34 protein-coding genes and 1 pseudogene are annotated in these 25,489 nt (G+C 47.6%); 31 read left to right on the forward strand and 4 right to left on the reverse strand.

Annotation, left to right across the window (positions count from 1 at the left end):
• Nucleotides 1–434: 434 nt before the first annotated feature.
• Together AWJ19_RS16810 and AWJ19_RS16815 are read left to right on the forward strand one after the other, a co-directional pair.
• Nucleotides 435–914 carry a DUF6530 family protein gene (locus tag AWJ19_RS16810; protein WP_068725439.1) on the forward strand — a complete coding sequence of 160 codons (480 nt, stop codon included), beginning with the start codon at nt 435–437 and terminating at the stop codon, nt 912–914.
• Nucleotides 915–953: 39 nt separating this feature from the next.
• Complete coding sequence (locus tag AWJ19_RS16815) at nt 954–1,313, forward strand: GIY-YIG nuclease family protein (RefSeq protein ID WP_068725603.1); 360 nt, start codon at nt 954–956, stop codon at nt 1,311–1,313.
• Nucleotides 1,314–1,363: 50 nt separating this feature from the next.
• On the opposite strand, the gene AWJ19_RS16820 is transcribed toward AWJ19_RS16815, so the two are convergent.
• A complete protein-coding gene (locus AWJ19_RS16820; RefSeq protein WP_068725441.1) occupies nt 1,364–2,257 on the reverse strand; it encodes a PhzF family phenazine biosynthesis protein in 894 nt (297 codons plus the stop codon).
• A gap of 246 nt (nt 2,258–2,503) precedes the next feature.
• Between AWJ19_RS16820 and AWJ19_RS35255 the strand changes: the two genes are divergently transcribed.
• From AWJ19_RS35255 to AWJ19_RS16880, 12 genes are all read left to right on the forward strand, one after another.
• Nucleotides 2,504–2,695, forward strand: a complete 192-nt coding sequence (locus tag AWJ19_RS35255) for a hypothetical protein (RefSeq protein WP_068725443.1) — start codon at nt 2,504–2,506, stop codon at nt 2,693–2,695.
• Nucleotides 2,692–3,360 (forward strand): hypothetical protein, encoded by a 669-nt coding sequence (locus AWJ19_RS16830; protein ID WP_068725445.1) that lies wholly within the window; start codon nt 2,692–2,694, stop codon nt 3,358–3,360. The genes AWJ19_RS35255 and AWJ19_RS16830 overlap by 4 nt, the downstream gene beginning before the upstream one ends.
• Before the next feature lie 44 nt (nt 3,361–3,404).
• On the forward strand, nt 3,405–4,124 hold the full coding sequence (locus AWJ19_RS16835) for an AAA family ATPase (protein WP_068725447.1): 720 nt from the start codon (nt 3,405–3,407) through the stop codon (nt 4,122–4,124).
• 96 nt (nt 4,125–4,220) lie between these two features.
• Nucleotides 4,221–4,469 carry a hypothetical protein gene (locus AWJ19_RS16840; RefSeq protein WP_068725448.1) on the forward strand — a complete coding sequence of 83 codons (249 nt, stop codon included), beginning with the start codon at nt 4,221–4,223 and terminating at the stop codon, nt 4,467–4,469.
• A 111-nt stretch (nt 4,470–4,580) separates the two neighbouring features.
• Nucleotides 4,581–4,952 (forward strand): iron chaperone, encoded by a 372-nt coding sequence (locus tag AWJ19_RS16845; RefSeq protein ID WP_068725450.1) that lies wholly within the window; start codon nt 4,581–4,583, stop codon nt 4,950–4,952.
• Nucleotides 4,953–5,071: 119 nt separating this feature from the next.
• On the forward strand, nt 5,072–5,620 hold the full coding sequence (locus tag AWJ19_RS16850; protein WP_068725452.1) for a GNAT family N-acetyltransferase: 549 nt from the start codon (nt 5,072–5,074) through the stop codon (nt 5,618–5,620).
• Nucleotides 5,621–5,689: 69 nt separating this feature from the next.
• On the forward strand, nt 5,690–6,328 hold the full coding sequence (locus tag AWJ19_RS16855) for a DUF2185 domain-containing protein (protein WP_068725453.1): 639 nt from the start codon (nt 5,690–5,692) through the stop codon (nt 6,326–6,328).
• Nucleotides 6,328–6,933, forward strand: coding sequence for a hypothetical protein (locus AWJ19_RS16860; protein WP_068725455.1), 606 nt, complete (start codon nt 6,328–6,330; stop codon nt 6,931–6,933). The genes AWJ19_RS16855 and AWJ19_RS16860 overlap by 1 nt, the downstream gene beginning before the upstream one ends.
• Nucleotides 6,934–6,964: 31 nt before the next feature.
• Nucleotides 6,965–7,768 (forward strand): hypothetical protein, encoded by an 804-nt coding sequence (locus AWJ19_RS16865; RefSeq protein WP_068725457.1) that lies wholly within the window; start codon nt 6,965–6,967, stop codon nt 7,766–7,768.
• A 286-nt stretch (nt 7,769–8,054) separates the two neighbouring features.
• The gene (locus AWJ19_RS16870; protein ID WP_068725459.1) at nt 8,055–8,585 is read left to right on the forward strand and encodes a TetR/AcrR family transcriptional regulator; all 531 of its coding nucleotides are present in this window, start codon (nt 8,055–8,057) and stop codon (nt 8,583–8,585) included.
• A gap of 116 nt (nt 8,586–8,701) precedes the next feature.
• Nucleotides 8,702–9,658, forward strand: coding sequence for an NAD-dependent epimerase/dehydratase family protein (locus AWJ19_RS16875; protein ID WP_128083630.1), 957 nt, complete (start codon nt 8,702–8,704; stop codon nt 9,656–9,658).
• Nucleotides 9,659–9,897: 239 nt separating this feature from the next.
• Complete coding sequence (locus AWJ19_RS16880) at nt 9,898–10,296, forward strand: transporter (RefSeq protein ID WP_068725463.1); 399 nt, start codon at nt 9,898–9,900, stop codon at nt 10,294–10,296.
• Nucleotides 10,297–10,363: 67 nt separating this feature from the next.
• On the opposite strand, the gene AWJ19_RS16885 is transcribed toward AWJ19_RS16880, so the two are convergent.
• A complete protein-coding gene (locus AWJ19_RS16885; RefSeq protein ID WP_068725465.1) occupies nt 10,364–12,232 on the reverse strand; it encodes an LTA synthase family protein in 1,869 nt (622 codons plus the stop codon).
• Between the two features lie 217 nt (nt 12,233–12,449).
• On the opposite strand from AWJ19_RS16885, the pseudogene AWJ19_RS16890 reads away from it, so the two are divergent.
• The 7 genes and pseudogenes from AWJ19_RS16890 to AWJ19_RS16920 all read left to right on the forward strand — a co-directional run bounded on the left by AWJ19_RS16890 (nt 12,450) and on the right by AWJ19_RS16920 (nt 18,275).
• Nucleotides 12,450–14,005: pseudogene (locus AWJ19_RS16890) on the forward strand (ABC-F family ATP-binding cassette domain-containing protein).
• 137 nt (nt 14,006–14,142) lie between these two features.
• Entirely contained in the window at nt 14,143–14,430 is a 288-nt protein-coding gene (locus AWJ19_RS16895) for a hypothetical protein (RefSeq protein WP_068725467.1), read from the forward strand.
• Nucleotides 14,431–14,513: 83 nt separating this feature from the next.
• The gene (locus AWJ19_RS16900; protein WP_068725469.1) at nt 14,514–15,134 is read left to right on the forward strand and encodes an HAD family hydrolase; all 621 of its coding nucleotides are present in this window, start codon (nt 14,514–14,516) and stop codon (nt 15,132–15,134) included.
• A 39-nt stretch (nt 15,135–15,173) separates the two neighbouring features.
• Nucleotides 15,174–15,839 (forward strand): hypothetical protein, encoded by a 666-nt coding sequence (locus AWJ19_RS16905; protein ID WP_068725470.1) that lies wholly within the window; start codon nt 15,174–15,176, stop codon nt 15,837–15,839.
• Between the two features lie 84 nt (nt 15,840–15,923).
• Nucleotides 15,924–16,283, forward strand: coding sequence for a BlaI/MecI/CopY family transcriptional regulator (locus AWJ19_RS16910; protein ID WP_068725472.1), 360 nt, complete (start codon nt 15,924–15,926; stop codon nt 16,281–16,283).
• Nucleotides 16,280–17,728 carry a M56 family metallopeptidase gene (locus AWJ19_RS16915; RefSeq protein WP_241781780.1) on the forward strand — a complete coding sequence of 483 codons (1,449 nt, stop codon included), beginning with the start codon at nt 16,280–16,282 and terminating at the stop codon, nt 17,726–17,728. Before AWJ19_RS16910 ends, AWJ19_RS16915 begins: the two co-directional genes overlap by 4 nt.
• 67 nt (nt 17,729–17,795) lie before the next feature.
• Complete coding sequence (locus AWJ19_RS16920; protein WP_068725474.1) at nt 17,796–18,275, forward strand: DinB family protein; 480 nt, start codon at nt 17,796–17,798, stop codon at nt 18,273–18,275.
• A 121-nt stretch (nt 18,276–18,396) separates the two neighbouring features.
• Here the strand turns inward: AWJ19_RS16920 and AWJ19_RS35910 are convergent, their stop codons facing one another.
• On the reverse strand, nt 18,397–18,549 hold the full coding sequence (locus tag AWJ19_RS35910; protein WP_198536585.1) for a hypothetical protein: 153 nt from the start codon (nt 18,547–18,549) through the stop codon (nt 18,397–18,399).
• A gap of 243 nt (nt 18,550–18,792) precedes the next feature.
• Here AWJ19_RS35910 and AWJ19_RS16925 point away from each other — a divergent pair, with 243 nt between their 5' ends.
• From AWJ19_RS16925 to AWJ19_RS16960, 8 genes are all read left to right on the forward strand, one after another.
• Nucleotides 18,793–19,320: a histidine phosphatase family protein gene (locus AWJ19_RS16925; RefSeq protein ID WP_068725476.1), complete on the forward strand. Its 528-nt coding sequence runs from the start codon at nt 18,793–18,795 to the stop codon at nt 19,318–19,320.
• 89 nt (nt 19,321–19,409) lie between these two features.
• Nucleotides 19,410–19,790 (forward strand): hypothetical protein, encoded by a 381-nt coding sequence (locus AWJ19_RS16930; protein ID WP_068725478.1) that lies wholly within the window; start codon nt 19,410–19,412, stop codon nt 19,788–19,790.
• A complete protein-coding gene (locus AWJ19_RS16935; RefSeq protein ID WP_068725480.1) occupies nt 19,777–20,436 on the forward strand; it encodes a DUF4304 domain-containing protein in 660 nt (219 codons plus the stop codon). Before AWJ19_RS16930 ends, AWJ19_RS16935 begins: the two co-directional genes overlap by 14 nt.
• 130 nt (nt 20,437–20,566) lie before the next feature.
• The gene (locus AWJ19_RS37360; protein WP_277815819.1) at nt 20,567–20,698 is read left to right on the forward strand and encodes a hypothetical protein; all 132 of its coding nucleotides are present in this window, start codon (nt 20,567–20,569) and stop codon (nt 20,696–20,698) included.
• 16 nt (nt 20,699–20,714) lie between these two features.
• Nucleotides 20,715–21,491, forward strand: coding sequence for a hypothetical protein (locus tag AWJ19_RS16945; protein WP_068725485.1), 777 nt, complete (start codon nt 20,715–20,717; stop codon nt 21,489–21,491).
• A 4-nt stretch (nt 21,492–21,495) separates the two neighbouring features.
• Entirely contained in the window at nt 21,496–21,828 is a 333-nt protein-coding gene (locus AWJ19_RS16950; protein ID WP_068725487.1) for a hypothetical protein, read from the forward strand.
• A gap of 48 nt (nt 21,829–21,876) precedes the next feature.
• On the forward strand, nt 21,877–22,260 hold the full coding sequence (locus tag AWJ19_RS16955) for a hypothetical protein (protein WP_068725489.1): 384 nt from the start codon (nt 21,877–21,879) through the stop codon (nt 22,258–22,260).
• A gap of 245 nt (nt 22,261–22,505) precedes the next feature.
• Nucleotides 22,506–22,865 carry a hypothetical protein gene (locus tag AWJ19_RS16960; RefSeq protein ID WP_068725491.1) on the forward strand — a complete coding sequence of 120 codons (360 nt, stop codon included), beginning with the start codon at nt 22,506–22,508 and terminating at the stop codon, nt 22,863–22,865.
• Nucleotides 22,866–22,998: 133 nt separating this feature from the next.
• Here the strand turns inward: AWJ19_RS16960 and AWJ19_RS16965 are convergent, their stop codons facing one another.
• The gene (locus AWJ19_RS16965) at nt 22,999–23,358 is read right to left on the reverse strand and encodes a hypothetical protein (protein WP_068725607.1); all 360 of its coding nucleotides are present in this window, start codon (nt 23,356–23,358) and stop codon (nt 22,999–23,001) included.
• Nucleotides 23,359–23,626: 268 nt separating this feature from the next.
• Between AWJ19_RS16965 and AWJ19_RS16970 the strand changes: the two genes are divergently transcribed.
• Entirely contained in the window at nt 23,627–24,289 is a 663-nt protein-coding gene (locus tag AWJ19_RS16970; protein ID WP_068725493.1) for a GntR family transcriptional regulator, read from the forward strand.
• Nucleotides 24,290–24,328: 39 nt separating this feature from the next.
• Nucleotides 24,329–25,483: an amidohydrolase gene (locus tag AWJ19_RS16975; RefSeq protein WP_068725494.1), complete on the forward strand. Its 1,155-nt coding sequence runs from the start codon at nt 24,329–24,331 to the stop codon at nt 25,481–25,483.
• The last annotated feature ends 6 nt before the right edge of the window (nt 25,484–25,489 follow it).

Genomic DNA, 25,489 nt, shown 5'->3' on the forward strand with positions numbered 1-25,489 from the left:
TCTACGGCAAGAGTCGATTTTATATGGGAGACTCCGGAATTAGGGGGTCGCACCGAAATGAGTGAAATGAAGGGCATAAATGCCTTTGATTTCGGCGGATGAGGCGAAATGAGCGAAATGAAGGGCATAAATGCCTCTGATTTCGGCGGAAGAGGCGAAATGAGTGAAATGAAGGGCATAAATGCCTCTGATTTCGGCCGCTGAGGCGAAATGAGTGAAATGGGAGTTACCCCCTAACTAAGGAATGTTCTACAGACGTTTAGTCTGCGGGCATTCCTTTTTTTGCATGGTGATTGACAGATGCTGGATAGGAGGGTATTATGAATTTGGTTTTAGTAAATTAGTAAATTAGTAAATCACTAAATTACTAAATTACTAAATCCAAATCTCAGTCGAATGTCTAACTAACTATTCTAAAACTGGAGTGTGCAAACATGAAAATACCTACAACCCTCAAACATAAACCTGTGATCGTATCCGAAAATTATGAGCAGGTAGACGGCCGGTATGCCGGCAATACAGACGCCCAGGGCTTGTCCCTCGGTCTAGCCCAGTGGAATGACCGGGGCAAGGTCGACATTTCAGCCAAGGTATGGAGACATACGGGAGAGAAGTGGTCCAGACAGTCAGAGGAGCTGCCGATGCACCGGGTGCTGGATCTGGCGATCCTGATCTGCAGAAGCAGCCTGTATTTTCAGGATGCCTACCGGATGCCCGATATGTACGATCCCGAGAACCCGCAGATTGACCGCATCGGACTGCAGGGAGATGCCATGAATGTATCGGTCTGCACCGACAACCCGATGATCGGCAATGATATTAAGCTGTTTGCCCAGGCACTCGGCGAGGACGGCGAAATGATCGGCGAGCGGCTTAGTGTTCTGGCACGGGTGCTGAAGGAAATGGGCTATTAAGCATAGGTTTAAGGCTAAGCAATGAAAGGGGAAGATGAAGTGGACAAAAGCAAGCGCAAGGAGCTGCAGGAAGAATTCAAACAGATCAAGACCTATATGGGAGCAATCCAGATTACCAATAAGGTCAGCGGCAAAATCTATGTAGACACCTTTTCCAACCTCAAGAACAAATGGTTCACCCTGCAGATGCAGCTGGATATGGGACGGTTCGCCAATGCAGGCCTGCAAAAGGACTGGAAGGAGCTTGGTGCAGACAGCTTTACGTATGAGGTGCTGGAGCAGAAAGAGGCGGATGAAATTACCGATATCAAATGGGAATGCAAGCAGATGCTGAAGCACTGGCTCGACAAGCTGCAGCCTTATGAGGATAAGGGCTATAACAAACCTTTGCTTAGATAAATGAAGAACAGCAGCAAGAACTTCTGTACAGGAAGCCTGCTGTTGTTCTTTTAGTCTATGAGCCACTCGCCCCGGGCAACCGGATGTACCTGTCCTCCGACGTTAATGTCATACGAGCTGTCTTTTAATGAAGCCTTGACTTGAATCAGAGAGGGTCTGCCGATCTTGTATCCCTGTTCAACACGGTACTGGAGTTCACTGCCGCCCAGATAATTATATTTCAGCAAATAGCCTGCCAGGTTCCCGTTCGCACTTCCTGTAGCCGCATCCTCAGGAAATCCGGAATCCTCACAGAATACACGAACATGAAGATCATGATCCGCCTGAACCGTCTCTTTGCAGAAGACAAGGATGTTCGCGCGGAACGCGTTTGCCAGAAAAGCCTCAAAGGCTGCATGGTTAATCCGGCAAGCGTGTACAGCCTCCAGGGAGCGAAGCGGCACAATAATCGAAGCAAGACCGGTGGATACCTCCTGTACAGGAAAATCCGGCTCAAGCTCTCCGGCGTCAATACCCAAAATTTCTGCAATCACAGCCGGGTCAACCGTCCGCCCGAATTGCGGCGGCTTCTGCTTCATCCACAGCTCATGCTGGCCTGCCGCAGTAACGGGAATTTGCCCGACGCCAAGATTAAGAGTTATAGTGCCGCCGGTATCCTGTTCAAGCCCCCGTTCAATCTCCCGCTGAATAATGTACGCTGTCCCGAGGGTCGGATGCCCTGCAAACGGAACTTCAGTATCCGGTGTAAAGATCCGCACATTATAGCCGCCGTTTACCCGCTCGTCCGACTCGATAAACGTGGTTTCAGCAAAATTGATCTCCTTCGCGATCGTCTGCAGCAGCTCCTGCGGCAGATCAGCGGTATGGCGGAACACAGCCAGCTGATTGCCGGCATATCTCTTTTCGCCAAAAACATCTACAATATAATATGGAATCGTATTCAAGCAAAAGCCTCCCCGTAGTGATAAACATAAGCTTTAGAATAAAAGGTTACCAGTTGTATTGCAAGACACTAGTAAACAACTATACAGCCGCTGAACTGGCTCTTTTGGCGAAACTTCCAAATTAAGGAGACGTATACACTCAAAAGCGTACTGACAGGAGGACTGTATAGTGGCAAACGGCGCTAAGAGGTTTTTTAAAATATTTTCTAAAAATATTAAGGAGCTGCGGGGTCCGGCCCCTATGAGGTGAACGGCCTGCGTGTCATCTGCGTTCATTGCCGGCATGACCGGTTTGACCATGGCTTTGCCCAGCTGAACACGGCTTTGTTAAGCTTTTTGAATCTGGATTTCGCCAACCGTTCGGCTAATATTCTGACCTGTGACCGTTGCGGGTATGTTCACTGGTTCAATAAAGACATCAGGAAGGTGAGAATATGATGATTGTAAAATCCTTTGCAGGATTGGGTGCGTGTCTGGTGGCAGCCGGCTTATTGCTCACTGCATGTACAACAGATGCAAAGCCCGCTAAGCTGTCCGCACAGGAAGCGCAGATCATTATTAAGGAGAAGCTGGCTCAGAGAAGCAGCAGCCTGGCGGGCCAACTGGCTGAAATTACTCCGGATGATGTATGGGAGGAGACCGGACATCAGCTGTTCAAGGATAGCGGCAGTCTGGAGACTTATGTAGTGGCGGATGGAAATGCTGCGGTGCTGGGGATCGGTTTTGGCGGCAGCGGGGTAACGAGCGTTGTACCGTATGATGTGAATGGTGACGGAGCCGGGGATCTTGTGTATGCCTACTCTTACGGATCAGGTATTCACCGTTCCGTGATGTCCTGGATGGATCTGCAGACGATGACGGAGCATCCGGTGCTTAGTAAAGCTGAAGGGGAGGGGTTCCGGATGTACGATCTTATTTTGCAGAGTGAGGACAATTCGATCCTGGTGTATCAGATCAGCAATAAACAGAACCGGGAAGCAGTGACCAGGGCACTGATGAGCTATCCGGCCAGTAAGGATATTGAGTCCATGAGACTCATTAAGGATGGTGTGCTCGTTAAGGAGCAGGATGGGCTGTATTATGAAGCAACCGGGGCGGACTGAGCGTTAAGCATTCATGACTAACAATAGAGGCTGGAGATGATAACATGTTCCTGCGAAGACTGGAGCTGCTGCTCCACAATATCCCTGATCCGGGGCGATACCCGTTTTCTATACCGGCGCTGAAGCAGCTGCATACCGTTGAATTCAAGACCAATGTTACGTTTCTTGTAGGTGAAAACGGGTCAGGCAAATCCACCCTGCTGGAGGCGATTGCTTATCAATGCGGGTTCAATACGGCCGGCGGCGGACGGAACAATACCTATGAGGTAGATGCCGCCCATTCCGCGCTGGGTGACCATATCCGGCTGTCCTGGCTGCCCAAGATTACGAACGGATTTTTTCTGCGGGCCGAGACCTTTTACCATTTTGCCTCCCATCTGGATACGATGCCTGCGAGTCTGCAGTATTACGGGGGCAAGTCGCTGCATAAGCAGTCGCACGGGGAGGCGTTTTTATCGCTGTTCAACAACCGTTTCGGCAAAAAAGCACTCTACCTGCTGGACGAGCCCGAGGCTGCACTCTCACCCGCCCGCCAGCTGTCACTGATGCGTATCATCAAGGATCTGGACAAGGAAGCGCAGTTTATCATTGCCACCCATTCACCGATCCTGCTTGGCTACCCGGATGCGCAGATCCTGAACTTTGACAGCCAGCCTGCCTCGGAGATCCGGTACGAAGACACATTGCATTACATTATTACAAGACAATTTCTGGAGAACCGCAAGGCGGTGTTACGGGAGCTGTTCAGTGACGGGGATGAGTGAAGGCTGAGCGCCCGGACAGGTTGTTTGGAGCATCTCCGGACTGGTATAACTATTTATAAAAGACTTATATGAATGAACATCCCGGGAGGAAGAAGTATGTCCAAAGAATATTCAAGGGTATATATCGAAAGTGTAAAGCAGGAGCTGTTAAGCAGGCTTGGCCTGAAGCAAGTGTATTTCAAGGGGCAGTCGGGCGATGATCTGCTCTATGAGGCAACCGGTTTTGACCGGGGGACATCGCATAAATTCTGTGTCCGGACCAAAAACGGATCGGTCGATGAGGCAGTTGGCGGTAAGTGGATGAAGGTGCGCGGCTTTACGGTCAAGAGCAAGAATTTGAACTGAGCCTTTATTAAAGTTTGCTTTTGACACGTGGCTGTTGCTTTGACTAACCCTTTTGTATCCGATATAGTTATATCCAATTAAACTGATTGCTAAAGAGACTGGAGGGCTGGTATGGAGGTTTTTGCAGAGTATCTGGAGGGAATTAATAACCCTGAGCACCGCACCCGGACGGAGGAAGTATTGAACTGGGTCGCGGAGAAGTTCCCGGGTCTGGAGCCCAGGATGGCCTGGAATCAGCCCATGTACACCGATCACGGTACCTTTATAATTGGCTTCAGCGTATCGAAACAGCATTTGGCGGTGGCCCCGGAAATTGCCGGAATCAATCGTTTTTCGGACAAAATCGTACAAGCAGGCTATGATCATACGAAGCAGCTGCTGCGGATCAAATGGGGGAGCCCGGTGGACTATGCCTTGCTTGAGGAAATAATCGACTTTAACATTCTGGATAAAGCAGACTGCTCCACCTTCTGGCGGAAATAATGACGATGCCTCAATAATATTGTATCCGGCCGCAATGCTTGTCATTGTGGCCTCTTTGTATTTCTGAGAGAATATTACAAAGCCTGTTAATCAGATAACCAAAAGGATGTGAACCGGCCATGCAGCTGGAAACGGAACGTTTAGTTATAAGGGAATTCGTGCATGAAGATCTCCCGGAGGTACATGCGTATGCATCAGATCCGCTGGTAGCCAGATATATGATCTGGGGACCGAACACGGAAGCGGAGACAAGAGACTATATCAGCATGACAATAGAGCTTCAGAATCAGTCTCCGCGCCGCGGCTATGAATTTGCTGTGGTGCTGCGGGACACCGGTCAGCTGCTGGGCGGCTGTGGCCTTCATCTCACTGAGCACCGGCAGGGGGAAATCGGCTACTGCTTCAACCCGCTATTTTGGAAGCAGGGCTATACGAGTGAGGCTGCAGCAGCACTGCTTGAACTTGGCTTCTGTACACTCGGTCTCCACCGGATCTACGCCACCTGCCGGCCGGACAATATCGGTTCAGCCAAAGTGATGCAAAAAATTGGCATGCACTATGAAGGCCATCTGCGGGAGCACAAGTGGCACAAAGGCGCATGGCATGACTCCTATCAGTATTCTATACTGGAGCATGAATATAGAAAGATTACAAGCATACAATTTTGAAATAAAGGTCAAGTGATAAGCTGATAGAAACGGCAAATAGGGTAATAACCGCTTGAGGAGGAATGCCTAATGGAATGGATCTTAGAAAACGTAGAAGAGACCAGCCTACTGCACCCGGAAACGTTCTTCATCCCCTCCGAGCAGGAAAGAAACACACAGCAGGCCGGAAAAATGGTCCGGCTACATTTCGTATTGACGAATCCCGGAGCTGCCGGGCCGCGTGCTGAACGGTTGTGGGTGGAAATTACCGGCCAGGATCAGGTGAGCCGCCAGTACACGGGAATCCTGACGAATGCCCCTGAGGTTCTGAAGACGCTGAAGCTTGGAGATACGGTGCAATTCGAACCCAAGCATATTGCCCGGACCCTTCTCCGCGAAGGGGATCCGCTATGGCTGGCCGTCGGCGAGAAGCTGGCACTCGTCTCCAAGAAATGCCTGGAGCCGGGGAGTGCGGTGCACTGGATGTACCGGCAGACGCCTGAGCGGGAACAGGACAGCGGCTGGCGGCTGTTCGCCGGAGATGAGGATGAGGCCTATCTTAACAATTCCGATCATGTGAGGCTCATGCATGTCTATTCGATCATGGATCAGGACCCCAGCCTGCTGGAGCCGTTCAAGGGAGAGACGGGTTCCGCTTTTGAGCGGGAGAGCAGGGACGGGGAATGGAAAGAGGTCAAGAATTGGGTGCCTGAGGAGAATGAATCATAGTGCCTGAGTATTCGCATATCCAAACTTATGTAAGGTGTGACGCCGGCAATTTTACAAGAGTACTTAAGGAATTTGCCGCTTTCCTTTCCCGGGTTGGCCTGGATAACAGCTATTTCTGCAGCGACGGCTTTATGTATCAGGGAGGCAATACAGATGCAGAGGAGGTCCCTGTAGAGGGGCTTTCCCTGCATGTAAGGCCTTATGTGGTTGGTCTTACTTCTGAAGTATTTCCTGAGCTGGCAGAGTCATGGCTTGAGATTAACTTGTTATTCTGGACTGAAGAGATTACAGCAGATTACAGAACAGGCGAGCTGCTGGGTGAGGTTAAGCCGTATCTGTGGGATTTGATCACGCAGCTTTCCGGCAGCTATGAGCAGAGCGGTGTATATTTTACCAGTGAAGTTATGGACGGAAAACCGTGGGAAGCAATCATTACCGGCAACAACGCGGAACTGTGGTCTTTTGATGCTGCAGTTATACCTCAGGAACTCTTTGAGCGGTATGAACAGCCGGATGATCGTTTATTTTACTATACATATAATAACAACCGGCTATTTTTGGCGCGTAGAGAGGTTTGGGGGAGGAGCCCTGGTAGTGATGAATGAATATTATTAGTGCTGAGAGTGGTGAAAGTAAATGAATGCATATGAGCAAATGATAAAAATAAATCACTACTTCATTAAAGGCGGAAGCCTATCTGACTCACAAAAATGTAATATTGTCGGTCAATTATTCTCGGCGCTGACTGAACCAGAACAGGCAATGAGGTTCTATAAGGCTGTCAAGTTTCCTAATAACATTGACGGCTATGGGCGTCAGATGTATCCGATTTTCTTTATTCCACCATATAATAATGGAGTAAAGCTCAAAACGATTTATAATCAGACACCAAAAACCCATATATTCTCTGCTAATATGTATGAACTTGAAATTATCCGCTTACTTTTCCTCCTTGCACCTAATAATCCTAATGTACGAGAAATAGTGGATAAAACGCTTACCCGCCTGAAAACCACATGCTTTGGTGTTTGTGATGATGGAGTGGGAGAGTGCTTCGATACATCACTTGTTGTATTACGTTTTCTTGCAACGGTATCTCCTGAAGATACAAATTGGATATATGGCAGAATTGATAATTATAACAGTCATGCTGGAGACAGAAAACGCCCATGGTTTGCAAAATGGTATTTCTGGCTCTGCCTTTCTGAACTACCCTTTGAAATTGCTGAATCAGAGATTAACAAATATAAAGATGAAATCATGCCATGGCTGACAACAAAGAGTGCGGTCATGAGTAGCGAACACGATAAAACAATTCACCCTGTCATAATCTGTATGCTTCGCAACCTAATGAGCAGATTTCCAGAATATGCTCACATAAAAGAACGTCAACCTTACATAAGTGAACGAGACGGAAGGTTACATTTTGATATGGCCTAATTATATAAAAAAAGCCTGATTGCCAAGTATCATTACTTGCAGGACTTTGATGGAAAGGCAACCGATGATGTGCTAAGTTTCGAGAAAAATTCCATATTAACACTAAACACATAGTGGAGGACATTCATGGAAGTTACTATTCAAAATTCAATCGTTCGCCAGGGGGCTGGATAATGTTAAAACCTTGTCCAACCCTCTCATTTGCATTGATGCCGTAAATAGGCTATACTTGATTGATTTTATATTATTGATTAGTCACTAACTAAAGAGAAGGAGTGTTGGACTTATGGCAAAGGATGATAAAAGCAGCGTAAACCGGAAAGCCGAAATCATCTCGGCAGCGATTGAGGTGTTTGCCGAAACGGGTTATTATCGTGCGACGACGGCACAGGTTGCGGAACGGGCGAAAATTTCCCAACCCTATGTGTTTCGTTTTTTTGCAACGAAGGAAGCACTGCTGCTCAGCGCATTGGAGATTTCCTGGGAACGGATTCAACAATCCTTTCGACTGGTCGTGGAAAGCGCAGCAGCCCCCGAGCAGCTAGAGAGCGATCTGATCGAGGCATACAAGGAGATCTTGGCCTCCCATCTGAATGAGACCTACTTGCAGATGCAAGCCCAGACGATGCGTGAGGAGGCGATTCGTGAAGCAATGCGTAACGGGTTCCGGGAAGTACGTCAAATCGTGTTGAGTGCTTTCCGCGAGAAAGGACTGCAGAATCCAGAGGACCGGACGTTTAATTTCCTTGCCAGGGGGATGTTGTGTAATATTTCCTGGGCACTTGATATGCCGGAACTCATCGAACGGGAAGTTTAATATGGCGAAAGCCATAATTTTAAATTTAGTTATTGATCAATTACTAACTAAGTGATATAGTGTCATTAATAGTTAGTGATCAATCAATTACAAAATTGAATGGGAGTTGAAGAATGATGAAAAAAGCGATTGTTATTGGTGCTACAGGCGGTACAGGAGCTGTTATTACATCTGAACTTGTAAAACGGGGTGTACCGACGGTTGCCTTCGGACGTTCTCGCCATAAGCTGGAGGAGCTTGCCAACCGGTTAGGCAATCCTGCTCACCTGTTGTTAGCAACCGGGGATGCATTCCGGACAGATGATATTGCGGCTGCGGCCAAAGATGCGGATGTATTATTCCATTGCGCGAACGTCCCTTACAACGAGATGGAGAGCAAGCTGATTCCTCTCGGTGAATCTGTAATGGAGGCGGCCGACCGGCTGTGTCTGAAGGTTGTCGTCATTGATGGTATTTACCCCTATGGACGAAGACAAATGGATCGCGTAACTGAAGAGCATCCCAAACAGCCACACACGAAGAAGGGAAAAGTGCGGCTTGCCTTTGAGCAAATGATCTTTAGCAGCAGATGGAGTCATGCGCACCCCATGATTGTGCGCCTCCCGGATTATTATGGACCGACCGCTAATCAAGCTTCATATTTGGGCGGAACGCTCGAAGCAATCGCAGCCGGGAAAATGGCCTTTTTCGTAGGGAATATGAAAACACCGCGTGAGTATGTATATCTGCCTGATGCGGCTATGATGATTGTGGAGCTTGCGGCTAGCGAGCAGGCTTATGGGCAGAACTGGAATATCCCTGGTTCGGACATTATCTCCGGCCGTGAGATTGTCCGCATTGCTAAGCAGGCAAGCGGCACGAATAAGCCCGTTATTGCCCTGAAAAAGGTTGGATTGTCGCTGCTCGGATTATTCGTTCCCGTCATGAAGGAAGTTGTAGAAATGCTGTACTTAACGGAAGAACCTTTTCGCTTAAGCGGGGAGAAGTATCAACGCCATGTCGGGGCTATTCCGGCAACCAGACCTGAGGTTGGTATCACGGCGACCATTCGGGAATTGCAGAAAAAGAAATAATTTTCTCGGATAAAAGTAATTGATCAATCAATTACAATGTGAGTAAGATTGGTTAGTGTGAAGCAATTCCTCTTAGATGAAGTGCCGTCCATTGTATGAGCTGGCCCGCGGATCGCCAGCCTATTTCCCTGCAGCTCAGCTTTGGCAGCCCGAGGAGTTTTATTGGCATCCGCCCAGTCGTCTTCTCCGCAAATGCATATGATGATTATGCCTACTCAATGAAAAAGGAGCGATCACATATGGGATTTTTTCCAGGGCCGGGTGGCGGCCAAGGATTTCCGGGATTCCCGGGAGGACCAGGTGGACCGGGAGGGCCAGGGTTTCCAGGCGGATTTCCGGGGATACCGGGGGGAGGACCAGGAGGTCCAGGGGGCGGACCTGGCGGTGCTCAAGCGCCAACGGCTCCACCGCCGCAATTCGTACCGCAAATGACGGCTACCGCATATGCCGTCGATCCCGGCGGGATCAGACGCTGCCTGTTCCGCAACACCTATGTATGGCTGAACAACGGCGAGCAATTCTGGTTCTTCCCTGTATTCGTCGGACGTAATTCTGTTGCCGGCTTCAGATGGTTCGGTTTCTCCTGGGCCTACTTCGGCATTGATTTGAACCGGATCAGCTCGTATACCTGCTTCTAAAGCAATAGAACCAAAAACAGCCACCCCCGCCGGTCTGACAGGAGTGGCTGTTTCTATTTAAAAGGTCTTATTCCTCAGCAACTTCGCGGTCCGGCAGCTGCGACACGTAGCTATCAGACAGCTGAAGCAGTTTCAATGCGGAGTTGAACTCTTCTTCGGTGGACTGCAGCGGCTTGTCGCCGTCGCCGGACAGCGTATAATGCTGGCCGTCCTCGAATCCGCTGCCGGACAGGAACAGCTCCTCGTTATTGACAAAGGACCCGGTCGGCAGATAATAACGCTGCGGCAGCAGATTGTACTCTCTCTGGTTTAGAATATCCTGACCGAAGTGAATATGGTTGTCCAGCGGAACACCAAGCAGATTGGCTACAGTAGGCAGGATGTCCACCTGACCGCCCAGCTGGTTCTGTACACTCGGAACAGGTACGCCGGCAGAGGAAATAATCAGCGGAATGTTGATCAGATCGCGTTCGGTGTACTCTTTTCCCAGAATCTCCTCCAGCAGGACCTTATCCTCATCCTTCAGCGAAAAAATCGGCAGGCCGCGGTGATCCCCGTAGAGTACAACAAGACTGTCATCCCATACGCCGTTCTCTTTGAGCTCAGCGATGAACTGTCCCAGCGCGTAGTCCGCATAGTTCTGGGCACGGATGTAATCACCGACGAACGTTCCTTCATACCGCTCCGGCAGCTTCATCTGGTACTTGTTCTCCGGAATGGTGAACGGATTGTGCGAAGACATCGAGATGACATGGGAATAGAACGGCTCGCTGCTCTCATTCATCCGGGCCAGCTCTGCAGAAGTTTTGGAATAGAGCACTTCATCAGAGGCACCGTAGAAAACCGTATCGTCCTCGCCAAAGAAAGCTTTATCATAGTAACGGTTAAAACCAAGTGCCCGGTAAAGCTCGCCGCGGTTCCAGAAATCCACTTCATTCGTATGGAAGGTGGCGGTATCGTAGCCTTGCTCCTGCAGCAGCTTAGGTAAGCTTGGCAGCTCTTTTGGCGCATAAATCTCGGTTGCCGGACCATCCGGCGGTACATAAAACGAAGTATTGACGATAAACTCCGCATCCGAGGTGTTGCCCTGGCCGACCTGCTGGAAGAAGCGCGGGAAATAGATGCTGCTGTCCGCCAGCTTGTTCATGTTCGGTGTGATCTCCTGACCGTCAATCGACAGATGAACCAGGAAATTCTGGAAGGATTCCATTTGAATGATGACCAGGTTCTTCCCCTTGGCTGCCCCATACAGGATCGGAGTAGACTTGGCTGTGATGCCCTTGGTCTGATCAATCACAGATTGCGTGATGGCTGAGCTGTCGATCAGCTCTTCTTCCTGGCCTGCCAGCAGAGCATAGGCTTCATAATTCAGAATACCCATCTGCTCTGCCTGAACCGTCTCGTTCATACTGGCTTTGTTCGGAAAAATATTCATCATACAGATGACAAGCGAGATGCAGAAGAGAGCTGCTACAACCTTGCGGTTGCTGCGGCGCGACATCGCTTTTTTCCAGGCCAGTGCCTTCTTGCGGCTGAACATGATCAGGCTGATGATAATGATGTCCAGGAAGATCAGCATGTACTGCGGATGGATAACGGCGAAAATACTCTTTTTGACCGCACCGACCTGTTTAGCCTGGCCGATTACCTGCGAAGTAGCTATAATGCCGAAATGATTGTGATAGACGATCAGAGAAAAAAATAAAACGGTAATTAATAGATTGACGAGCATGTAAATAGCAATCTTCCGCTTGGTGGCGAACCACTCAATCAGACAGAAGATAATCAGGACAAAGGGGATTTCTTTGAACCAGGTACTCCAGGTCGGCCCGTCCTCGAACAGGTAATACCAGGCAAAGTAGCTTTTCGCCAGCATAATGATAGAGAAGAAGAGTATGGATCTTTTACTGAGTGTGCGTGGTTCTTTCAACCGCATTGCTTATGCGCATCCTTTTCACTTTAATTAGTTCATTCTATTACATTGCAGGTCCGGAATTCAACTCTATTAGATTACCTGAAAATACTGAAAATTCCTATGTAAAAATCAATTAAAATACATCTTCTTTCTGAATTTGAAAACCGTTCTGGAGTTGCGGCACCAAAACCTTTATAATATGACGAGTATACTTTGTAAAGGAAAAGGTGTTAACTTCATGAGCATATTAAATGTAGAGAAGCTGAGTCACGGGTTTGGTGACCGGGCTATTTTCACGGATGTATCCTTCCGCCTGCTGAAGGGTGAGCATATCGGTCTCATCGGGGCCAACGGTGAAGGTAAGTCTACCTTCATGAACATCATCACCGGCAAGCTTCAGCCGGACGAAGGCAAGGTTGAATGGGCCAAACGCATGCGTGCAGGATATCTCGATCAGCACGCCGTACTGACCAAAGGACAGTCGATCCGTGATGTGCTGCGCAGTGCCTTCCAGTATCTGTTTGATATGGAACAGGAAATGAACGATATGTACGGCAAGATGGGCGATGTGACTCCTGAGGAGCTGGAGCAGCTGCTGGAGGATGTCGGCACCATCCAGGATACGCTGACTAACCAGGATTTCTATATGATCGACGCCAAAATCGACGAAACGGCCCGCGGTCTGGGACTGACCGACATCGGTCTGGACAAGGATGTAAACGATCTGAGCGGCGGACAGCGGACCAAGGTACTGCTTGCGAAGCTGCTGCTGGAGAAACCTGACATTCTGCTCCTTGATGAGCCGACGAACTATCTGGATGAGCAGCACATTATCTGGCTGAAGCGCTATCTGCAGGAATACGAGAATGCCTTCATTCTGATCTCCCATGATATTCCGTTCCTGAACAGCGTAATTAACCTGATCTATCATATGGAAAATCAGTCGCTTTCCCGTTACGTAGGCGATTATGAGTATTTCCAGCAGGTGTACGAGGCCAAGAAGCAGCAGCTTGAGTCTGCTTTTAAGCGCCAGCAGCAGGAAATTTCCGACCTGAAGGACTTCGTTGCCCGTAACAAGGCGAGCGTAGCTACCCGGAATATGGCGATGTCCCGCCAGAAGAAGCTGGACAAGATGGAAGTTATAGAGCTGGCTAAGGAGAAGCCGAAGCCGCAGTTTAACTTCAAGCAGGGCCGTACTTCAGGCAAGGTTGTATTTGAGACGAAGGATCTTGTAATAGGCTATGATTCCCCGCTCTCAAGACCGCTTGACCTGAGCATGGAGCGCGGACAAAAGATCGCTCTCGTCGGCGCCAACGGTATCGGTAAAACGACGCTGCTGCGCAGCATTCTCGGCCAGATCCCGACTATTTCCGGTTCCGCCAGACTGGGCGATCTGCTGGAAATCGGCTACTTCGAGCAGGAGATGAAGGAAGCCAACTACAACACTTGTATCGAGGAGATCTGGAACGAGTTTCCGTCCTTCACCCAGTTTGAAATCCGCGCGCCCTTGCCAAGTGCGGCCTGACCACCAAGCATATCGAGAGCAAGATTGCGGTTCTGAGCGGCGGCGAAAAAGCCAAAGTCCGGCTCTGCAAGCTGATCAACCGCGAATCCAATCTGCTCGTACTCGATGAGCCGACGAACCACCTTGACGTAGACGCCAAGGACGAGCTGCAGCGTGCGCTCAAAGCGTACAAGGGCAGCATCCTGCTGATCTCCCACGAACCGGAATTCTACCGCGACATCGTAACCGATACCTGGAACTGCGAATCGTGGACGACAAAAGTATTCTAATATGTAATGCGTGTGACGGGCTGCCTCGGTGAGGCGGCCCGTTTTTGCGTGGAAGCGGCGGATTGCACAATCCTATATATGTAAATGAGACGGCAGCTGATATTATGTTTGTATATCACAAACTAGGGGGAGAGAGGATGCGCGATCCGGAGAGAATAGAGCGGATAATGAGTATGGTGCAGCAGTTATGGAAGCAGGAGCCTGATATGCGTTTTTTTCAATTGATAGCTATGCTCGAGAGCAAATACTCTAAGGCCAATAATGCATTCGGCAGACGTGAGCTTTTTGAAAAAGAGGAAAGCAGGGGGATTTTGTTCCCATATAATATTGTTGATTTATTTCATCTGGAGGATGATGAGCTGGAGCCATTTCTTGCCTCGTTACTGGCTGAATATCAGGTAAGGAAGAATGGGATGGATAAGTAAAGGTAAACTTGGCGCTGTAGTATGCGGGGAAGGAATTCTTTTATATACGCTCAAGAAGCAAATAACTATAGCAGGAGGCTAACATGGACAGCATTATTTTTGATCTGGACGGGACGATGTGGGATTCTTCGGATGTGGTGACGGTAGCGTGGAATGATGTGCTGCGCAGGTATAGGGACGTTCCGCATGTTATTACGAAGGAGAGTTTACAGGGAATAATGGGCCTGCAGCCTGCCGAGGTTGGCAAAATCCTGCTTCCCGGGTTGGAAGAGGTTGTGCAACAAAGACTTCTGGACGAGTGCTGTGAAGCGGAGTGCCATTACCTCGTCAAGCAGGGCGGATCATTATATGAAGAGCTGGAAGCAGTACTTACGGCTTTATCGGCAAAATACAAGCTGTTCATCGTAAGCAACTGCCAGAAGGGATATATCGAGGCATTTTATGAGTACCATCAGCTGGGCAGGTTTTTCGCGGACTATGAGAATCCGGGCCGGACCGGGCTGTCCAAAGGCGAGAACATCAGGCTGATCATGCAAAGAAACAAGCTGGAGAGTCCCGTCTACGTGGGAGATACAGCGGGAGACCAGAAAGCGGCTGCATTCGCCGGAATCCCGTTTGTTTTTGCCAGCTACGGCTTTGGAGAGGTTCGAGATCCGGATTATACGATTAACCGTTTGAGCGATCTTTTGGAGCTGTTCAATTAAGCCTTACCTCCAAATTAACCGGGGATGGAGCTGAAGCACATGCAATTGAAGCAAGGTGTCGTAAAGTTTGGAGGGATCGCGCTGATTCTGGCGGGAGTCCTCTTTTTCATCCAATTTCTGTTTATGCTGCCGGTGCCTGCCCCTGGAGCGACTACGGATGCTGAGCTGATGGCATGGCTGGCCGAGTGGAAATTTAATTTGTCCATGGCGGACGAGCTGCTGTTCTTTGCCCCGCTGTGTCTGATACCGGCTATTGCTGCACTATACCAAGTTCTGGTGAAGACAGATTTGCCAAAAACCCTGCTGGGCTGCGCACTTCTGGCGCTTAGCATTCCCGTTTACATATTGCTTGTCATCATCCTGGGGCGGCTGGTTTACCCTGTCTTCCATATTGAAATATCCGCCGAGAGCCTAAAGCTGATGTTCAGCTTATATTACGGCGGGCTGCATACAGCGGCGCTCATCATGGGGATCTCAACGATTGTCCTAAGCCTAGTCATTTTAAAAAGCCCCCTCGGTAAGGCCGCCGCCTATCTGGGTTTTGCTGCCGGGATACTTGATCTGATCGGATCTTTTCCCTGGCTGATCGGGACAACCGTAATGTTTGTATGTCAGCTGGCTTTTGCGGCTTGGTTTGTTGTGCTTGGTGCCAGGCTGACCAGGATTTCCAGATCAGCAATGCCAATGAGTGCGCTAAAGGGCTGAGCAGCGGCTTGACTTTTGAGGTTTACTGCAATAGACTCGAGTCATGAGGTTTACTGTAGTAAACTTACAAAGAGGAGGAGCTGCATGGAAACCTACAAATTGTTTGATGCCGAGTACAAATTCGCCTGCCTGATCTGGGATAACGAGCCGATTAATTCAACAGAGCTGGTTAAGCTGAGCCAGAGTAAGCTGGGCTGGAAGAAGTCAACGACCTATACGGTGCTCCGGAAGCTATGCGAGCGGGGAATTCTGAAGAACGAAGACGCAACCGTTACCGCCATTATCAAAAAAGAAGAGGCCCAGCAATACGAAAGCCAGACGGTAGTGGAAAAAGCCTTCGGCGGATCGCTGCCGCAATTTTTAACTGCTTTTCTTGGCAAAAAGAAGCTGTCTGAAAAGGAGGCCGAGGAGCTGAAGCGGATTATTGAGGAGGCGACCCGATGATTACGGGCCTGTTCGTCACCGTCCTTAATATGAGCATTGCAGCCGGCTATGTAGCAGCAGCGGTGATCTTAACGAGGTTATTTCTGCGCCGTGTCCCCAAAATATTCTCCTACCTGCTATGGTCGGCTGTGTTGGTCAGACTCGTATTCCCTGTCACCTTCACTTCAGGCTTCAGCCTGTTGCGGCTGTTCCAGCCCCGGAGCCAGGGCCAGGCGGGAACTGGAGTAATCGAATTTGTTCCTGCCGATATCGGGCTGCAGATGAAGCCGGCTGTGGATACAGGGATTGGCGGAATCAGCCGGCTGATCAACAGCACTTTCCCGGAAGCGGCGCCGATGGCAAGTGTAAATCCGCTGCAGCTTATCCTGTGGACGGGAAGTATAATCTGGCTGGCAGGTGCAGCCGTTCTTTTACTCTACAGCGTTGTATCGTATGTGCGGATTACTGTTAAGCTGCGTACGGCTACGCTTGTTAAAGAGAATATTTTTGAGTCTGATCAGATTGCGGCACCCTTTGTATGCGGATTTATTAAGCCGAAGATTTACATTCAGGCGGGAATGAGCAGGCAGGAGCTGCCTTATATCGTACTGCACGAACAGACACATATCCGCAGGCTGGATTATCTGATCAAACCCTTTGCCTTTCTGCTGCTGATCATTCACTGGTTCAATCCCTTGATGTGGCTGTCGTATGCGCTCATGAGCAAAGATATGGAGATGTCCTGCGATGAAGCTGTGGTCCGGAAGCTGGGGAGCGGGATTAAAGGGAGCTATTCTACCTCATTACTAACTCTTGCAGCGGGGAGAAGTGGAATGCCTTCCGGCAGTCCGCTTGCTTTTGGAGAAGGCAATGTAAAATCCAGAATTAAAAATGTACTCGCCTACCGCGAGCCCTCACCCTGGATCACCGCGACAGCCTTTGTCTTTATAACCGTTATTCTGGCAGTCTGTATAGTGAATCCTAAGCCTGTAGCGTCACCTGAACAGCTTCCTTATAATGGATACAGTGTGGAGCAGTTGTTGAAGAACCGCACCCCCTATGTGGGAGCTGCCAGCAAGGTTGGCGGGCTGATCGGCGCATTGCCGGTACCTGAAGGTCTGGAAGGGCAGGGAATGGAGCTTCAGACGGTGGCTCCGCCGTACGGTTTGACCATCAAGTATAAACTGAATGACGCTGCCGGGGTGACCCGAAACAGGGCGATCAGCGGGGATGCTTTTTACCATAATTCGATTGTGCTCTTTAGCCTGATTGATAATGTCGATAGCATAACGTACAGCCTAGCTGATCACACAGGACAATACAATGGTGCAGCTTACAGCCTTACTTTTGTCAGAGAGCGGGTTAATGAGCTGCTTGGAAGTGATGTCCGCCAGTATGCAGGTGATGAAGCGGGGCTGCACCAGCTGATTGACCGTATAGAGGGAATGCTGTCAGCGGATTATTAATGCAAATGCAGCCATAGATTTGTTGCGCTTATTCCGCAGTTCAATACGTTTACAGGAGGCTCTGACCATGCAAAAGCTGTTCGAATATAACTGGCAGGTCCGCAAGGAATGGTTCGACTGGTGTGAAACGGTGAGTATGGAGGAGCTGATGAGGAAACGTACCGGCGGTATCGGTTATTTTCTGCCAACGCTTTACCATATTGTTGCTGTGGAGTACGGCTGGATTTGCGGCGGAATAGAGCAGCGTGAGATTTATATTCCTGACTTCGGGGAGGTGGCCAGCGTGCAGCTGGTAAAAGAGTTCTCGGAGCGCTGCCATGCGGAGCTTGCCCCGTTTTTCCATAATTGGAATGAAAGTCTGGAGAACCGGATGATGATCGACATTCTGGATGACGGCAGAGAGGTGCCCCATCCATGCGGCGAAGTCATGCGGCACCTGATCTCCCACGAAATCCACCACATCGGTCAGCTCTCAATCTGGGCGCGGGAGATCGGAAAAGAGCCGGTCAGTGCCAATTTTGTCGGCAGGGGCCTGTATAATAGTTAGCCTGTTCAACGGCGTGATATGTCTGTAAAAAGCATCGGAAAAGCGGGAAAGAGCCGCGGGTTTCCGGTGCTTTTTGGGTTGTTGGCAGGTTATAGAAGTGTGTACATATTCGCTTGTGCCGTTACTCTTCATCCTCATTACTAGGTCTGACCCCGCCGCCAAAAAGCCAGCCTTTTGCTTCTATGAGGTCAATAAACGTTTCATAAAACACATCTGGGTCGATATCACCATCTTTTGCGAAAATAAAACCCTCTATGCGTATACCTTTACTCATTTGGTGTACTCCTTTTCATCAAATATGTTTTGGAATTGTGCTAACTGATAGCAACTCATGAATGTCATGCTGACGTGCCTTCTTCACTAGTAAAGTTCAACTAAAAGAACAAGTATAGTATATTGAGTGCGGCGGTGATGTGATGTTGAGCAGGGTAAGCACAGGACTATTTTTCAGAGAAGGAATGCGCAGTGGTAGAGGCGAAATAAGTAATACAAAAAATGGATGTATGGGGGATTTGCAGTGACTCAATTCTTTCTTATTCGGCATGGCGAACCTCAGTGGGATATCAACGAACAATATAATCTAAAAGGGCATGGCCGGGACCTTGTTCCTCTTACGGACACAGGAGTGGACCAGGTATATGCGGCAGCAAAGGATCATCGTTTACAACAAGCCGAAATTATACTCTCTTCTCCTTATCCAAGAGCGTTACAGACAGCTGCTATACTGTCTAAAGAACTTGGTTTAGACATAAGGATAGAATTCGATTTAAGAGAATGGCAGCCAGACCTAACCTTTGAATATGATTCATTAGAGAGGCTTAAAGAACTCGGGGACGATTATGATGCGAATCATGGAGTGTATCCTCCCGGGGAGCCCAGGCTTTGGGAATCTAAAGAGCTGCTAAAGAAGCGGATGGATCAGGTAATAGACAAGTATTCCGGATTTCAAAAGGTCATCATCGCCGGACACGGCATGGCTTTTCGTACCTTGGTAGGAGAGGTCGGCGAGATCCCGCATGCTTCAATTATTGAGTATTCAAAATAAAGATTAAAGATTAAAGATTAAAGATTAAAGATTAAAGATTAAAGATTAAGAATATCCAAGATTAAAACCTAATTTTCGGGAGCATTCAAATGGAACGAAGATACCAAGAAATACGAGAATACACTGAGCATGAAATTAAAGAAATTCTAGATCAACAAGTCATTGAGGAGTTGATTCTTTTACCAATATCAGTGGGCCTGTATTACCATAGTTGGAAAATAGCTCAGAATTTGTGTTTGGAATTAGCCCAGCATAAAGATGCTCATGTTAGAGCAAATGCTGTATTCGGATTAGCTCATATTGCAAGGACAAAGGGGAAGCTTGATAAAAGAATAATAAAGCCAATTATTTTAAAGGAATTAAGACAGAATGAAGAATACAGAGGAACGATTATAGATGCAATAAGTGATATAAATCAATTTTTAGGCTGGAAATTAGCCAAGAGGTACTTCAATAATGAAAACCAGTGATTTCAGAAAGCTAATCAAGAAATATCTGGCCCCGGCTTTACATGAGCTTGGTTTTTCCGGAACAGATCATCATTTTGTGAGAGTTGATCAAAACCACGTAATTTATACTATTGTGATCCAGGCTGATAAGTACGGCGGTTCTTGCGTTGTGGAACTGGGAGTCCACTTTGATTTCCTCCCGAATTCGAGTGGACAATTTATTCCAGCTAGTAAACTAACCGTTTATGACTGTGAATTTAGAACCCGCATTATTCATGAGTTAGGATGGTTTCAATCAAAAATTCTTAATAAGAAAGCAAATGAAGTTTGGTTTCGGTATGGTGATACAGAGGATGAATCAAAGGCTGTATTGGATAAAATGAAAGGCATGATTGTTAGCCAAGGCACAATGTACTTCTCACAATTCAGAGACTTCCCTAACCCGATAAACTCTATAACAACGAAGGAATTATCTCACCGAACAAAGAGATTGGACCGTTATGGAGCACCATTGAATGTACGATTAGCCTTATTGATTGCACGCACACATGCTTTTCTCGGAAACACGGAAGAGGCTGCTAATTTCGCACGTTGGGGACTTAGTAACATTGGTAAATCAACGGGGCTAAATCAGGAATTCACAGAGATAATCGATCGTGCTGATTGAAAGGGTATGGTTAAATGAACCTACCTGTAAGTTAAATATTTTCATTAGGAAATTTAAATTTTTATGGCCGCCACAACAACCAACTATGGAATATGACTCGAAGATTTTTCAACTGATTGAGGAGAGAGGGGTGAAATTGGAAATTCTCCTTATTATTATTGTTGTCATAGGTTTATCGGGCTTGCTTGGGAATCAGGCGAAAATGTTAAGAAAAATGGAAGCCATCGAAGAAACGCTTCGCGAGATAAAGGACAAAAATTAGAAAAGGAGCATACGTTATGGCGCACTTCAGGTGTAACTGTGGTGAAGTTCTTGGAAATGGTTTAGTACCCAATGATGTTCAAATCCATGTATTTAAGAATCAGACTTGGATTAATGCTGTGAACAATCATACGGAAGTGTATTTAATAGATAAGGACTATGATATCTGGAAATGTCCTGTATGCGAAAGAGTATATTCTTTTAAAAACAAAGTAGATAAGATGTTTGCTCTGGAAGATGTAGAGATTGATCATTTTACCAGTTGTTTATGTGGAGAACATACTAATTTTGCACAGTACGTTGCGTATACTGATATAGAAATGGATAGATATACGTCGGATGCCGAAACTGCAAATGAATTACCCGATGCGCCCAGAGAGTTATGGAGCTGCAACAATTGTAACAGGTTCTTTCTGAAAGAAATCAAATCTACGTCAATTCAGGTTTATCATGAAATTGATTACTATAAAGATTATGAAACTATGCCGGTGGATACAGGTCCGCAATGTATATTTTTAATTCCTGATGGATTTGCCGGCCCGGTTGAAATTATTTTTGGACAGGATTCTTATCCCTATATTGAATTGATTAATAATCAGTATGTATTTGAAATTCCCGTTACAGGAGTTTTGAAAGTCTCTAATAAAGAATCAGAATCCGGTTATGCAGAGGACGAATATTACTTTATAGATTGTAGTGGAAATAGAATCATACGGGCAGAAGTAAGTAATCACATTATAACAGAATTTGGTAATGGGACCGTCAAGGAAAAGTTTACAGTGAAGGGGAGGTAGACGGGTGGTTTTCTACTTACCACATATTGCTGCAAAAATAACCTTGTTGAAAAGTGACGGGAAAGGCAGTGGCCGGGATAGGCCGGCACGCTCAGGCTACCGTCCGGCACACTTGATGAAAGATGATTATTTAACAACTGGTATACATAAATATTATGGTGATGTTCTGGTGCAGCCAGGGGATAGTGTAATGGGGACTATTACGTTCATAACTCCGGAATATTACCCTCAAACGTTATGGATAGGCCGAATATTAACCATTCAGGAGGGAAGCAGGATAGTCGGATATGCCGAGGTAACACAAATATATAATAAAGTTTTGGTGAAAATGGATTGAACTATTCGTTTGTACTAACAAACCCATCCAGAGAGTGAGGCAACAACAATGACCCTGTCCCTAGCAGCAACTGTCTTTTCAGTCCTGATCTGCATAGTCATTCTGTTTCAGGCAGCACTAGCTGCAGGTATGCCCTGGGGAGAGTATGCGATGGGCGGGAAATTTTCCGGCAGGCTTCCGGCTCCTATGCGTGCGGCATGCCTGGTGCAGATCGTCATTCTGGCTCTGCTCGCGCTAATTGTTTTGAGTAAAGCAGAGATGCTTTTGCCCGGCTGGCGGGAGTTTGCGGATGTGGCGGTCTGGTTCGTGGTTGCTTTTTCCGTGATTGCGTCTGTTCTAAATCTTATTACCAAAAGCGTCCGGGAACGTAGAATCTGGGCACCTGTTTCGATATTAATGCTGCTTAGCAGTCTTATAGTTGCGCTTGGATGACAGGGGGATAGTAAATGAATGTAACAGGCGAAGCAGGAAAAGGTGGTCAATGTTCAGACTTACGAAGAATACGTAAATAGCGACTGTCAATTCGTACTGATTATAGTCTCGGCCTGGTAGAGTGCTGCCTGAGAAATATTAGGTACAGAGAATCATAAATCACAGAAAAGGAAACCGTTTGCAGTTATAATGTAAGCGTTATCTAAATGCTGCTGTACATTAATACGCAAATGGAGGAATAGGACTTGAGCTTAAGTAAAGCTTCCTTTAACCTGCTTGTGTTTATGGGATTGAGCATTCAGTACGCTTTAATGCATCTTTTTTCGGCCGGAGAGATTATCGTCATTTCAACTGCTGAGCTTGTCATTTATATGCTGTTCACTTTTGCGGGGCTGGGCTCCTTCTTTAAGCGCAGAAGACGAGCCTTGGCAGAGCAGGGATGCGGTTCGGCAGGGCTTTTTTTCACCGTTCTGTGGACTGTTTCCTTGTGCTCCCAATTCCGCAAAGAAAGCTATCCGGAGGCGTTAACGCTGATCAACTCGTTCGGTGTATCCGCGGCCGGTCTGGTGCTGCTGACTGAAATTATTGTGCTGTTCAAGGTTTAGGATCTACATAATGTCGTTGTGAGATGGTGAAAGAAGTAAAGGATTAGGCTTCTGTCGTTGGCTGACGGAGGTCTTTTTTGTATGCTTAAAGGGCAACTTCCTAGAAGTAATTAGTTTACATCGGTGTTTTCAACTAGTGATTAGTGCCTAGATTGATTAGCATGTTTTGCTTAAGATGATTATACTGATTTCCATTAGTGTCTTCATATGCTTCCTCTCTATCCGAAGGCAGATCCGTGTATATAATATCCTCCGTAAATTGAGAAGCTGTAAAATCATAACGGTTTCCATTTATTACATTATAAAAATGCCACCCATCAGGCAATTTAGTTTTACAAATTTCCCCGCCTAATAAATCATTCACTACTAGGGTGGTTACACCACATTGTCCCTTTGCAGGATTGTTCTCGCTCCATTTTGAACTTGAGTCTATAGACCAAGATTTAGATAAAGCATCCATTATTTCGTTCACTTTAAATTTCTTATTCTTCATATAACCCTTCACTTTCAATTTTGTAATTTTAATCACTGTCAGGACACTGTAATAGAGGAGAGATGAGCCTCTTTTCTATCACCTATAAATCATACTTGACTAGTGTGAATAATAGGTTTATAGTATGAAAAAAAGCTTGAAAGAAGAAAAAAGTTTCCAAACTAGCAGGCAGTTACTCCGTTAAAGCGCTAAAATAATAATTGTATACAATTATACAATTATATTTAATGATATCAAGTAAATTCTCATACAGGGGAGCATCAGAGGTATGGAACTACGATCACGAAGGCTGTCAAAGGATAATACCTACTATGCCTTGAAGCAAAAAATTATAAACAACGACCTGGAGCCGGGTCAGGCGGTCAATGAAGAAAGCCTGGCGGCTATGCTGGGAGTCAGCCGGACTCCGCTCAGAGAAGCGATTCAGAGACTGGAGAATGAGGATTTTCTAGTCCGTCAGCCCAATGGAAGGTTGAAGGTGGCTCCGTTATCGCTTAAAGAGGTTGAGGAGATTTTTCAGATTCGCAGCATGCTCGAAGGGCATATTGCCAGAAGTGCAGCGAGAAATGCTACGGATAAAGATATTCAGAAGCTGACGGTGATGATGACGCATATCAAGCAATCCTTTCAGCTCGGCGAGAAACAGGACTTCGTCTCCTACGGCTTTGAATTCCATGATTATCTGTCGGAAATAAGCGGGCTTATTACCTTTGAGAAGGTGCTGAACCAGCTTAGAGACCGCTCGCTCCGTTATTGCCGTTATGTTTCTTTGCACGGGGACTGGAATACACAAGCGGATGAAGAGCATAACTACATTCTGCAGATGATCGCGGACAGAAATGAAGACGGCGCAGAGCAAGCGATGCGGGAGCACATTTTAAACAGTCTGGCTACGGCACTTGAGCGGATGAGAGGGATTGCGGAGGTCTAAGCCTAAGCTTCTGTCAACGGAAAGGAGAGTTATGAACCTATGAGCATAACCTATAAAAATGATCAGGAGCTGGAGGCCGAGTTAATCGGGGTGCGGAGAAATCTGCACCGGGAGCCTGAGCTGTCCTATGAAGAGTTCAGAACAACTGAGAAGCTGCGCGCCTGGCTGACAGATGCTCACATACATATTTTAGATCTGCCTCTGGCAACCGGACTGATTGCCGAAATCGGACAGGGAGACGGGCCGATAGTTGCTATACGCTGTGATATTGATGCGCTGCCGATCGAGGAGCATACAGGCTTGCCTTATGCTTCAGATATACCGGGAAAAATGCATGCCTGCGGCCATGACTTCCACACTGCTGTCATATTAGGGGCTGCACTGCTGCTGAAAGCCCGTGAGAATGAATTGCCGGGAAGGGTCAGAGTGTTGTTCCAGCCTGCGGAGGAGACAGGGCACGGGGCGGAAAGTGTACTGGCATCCGGAGGTCTGAATGACGTAGCTGCCATATTCGGATTACATAATTCACCGGAACTGCCTACAGGAACCTTTGGAACAAGGTCAGGAGCTTTGACAGCAGGTGTAGACCGGTTTGAAATTAAGGTAAAAGGTGTCGGTGCCCATGCGGCTAATCCTGAAAAAGGGGTGGACACGATTGTCACTGCGGCGCAAATGATTACGATGCTGCAGACGGTGGTAAGCCGCCAGAGCAGTGCAATTGAGCCGGTTGTGTTGAGCGTGACGAGAATTAACGGAGGCTTCACCTGGAACGTGATTCCGGAGCTGGTTGAGCTGGAAGGTACAGTCCGGACTTACAATGAGGAGATCCGCCGTGAAATTCCGCTTCAGATGACGCGTATCATCGAAGGCATTGCGGCAGCAGCCGGCGCTGAGGCTAAATTGCTCTGGTATCCGGGGCCGCCGGCAACGGTGAATCATGGAGAATGGGCTGATTTTACGAAACAGGTCGCGTCGAACGCAGGATACAAGGTCGAGGATATTCCGCTGCAGATGGGCGGAGAGGATTTCGCACTGTATCTGCAGCAAATTCCCGGGGCGTTCGTAAATATCGGAGCCGGACCGGGCTATGCATTGCATCACCCGCAGTTTGATGTAGATGAGGCGGCGATCCTGCCGGCAGCTAAATATTTTGCAGCGTTGGCAGAACGGGCACTGGAGAAGCTGCAAGCATAAGGGGGA

This window comes from Paenibacillus sp. DMB5, assembly GCF_001517085.1.
Taxonomy (GTDB): Bacteria; Bacillota; Bacilli; order Paenibacillales; family Paenibacillaceae; genus Paenibacillus_AQ.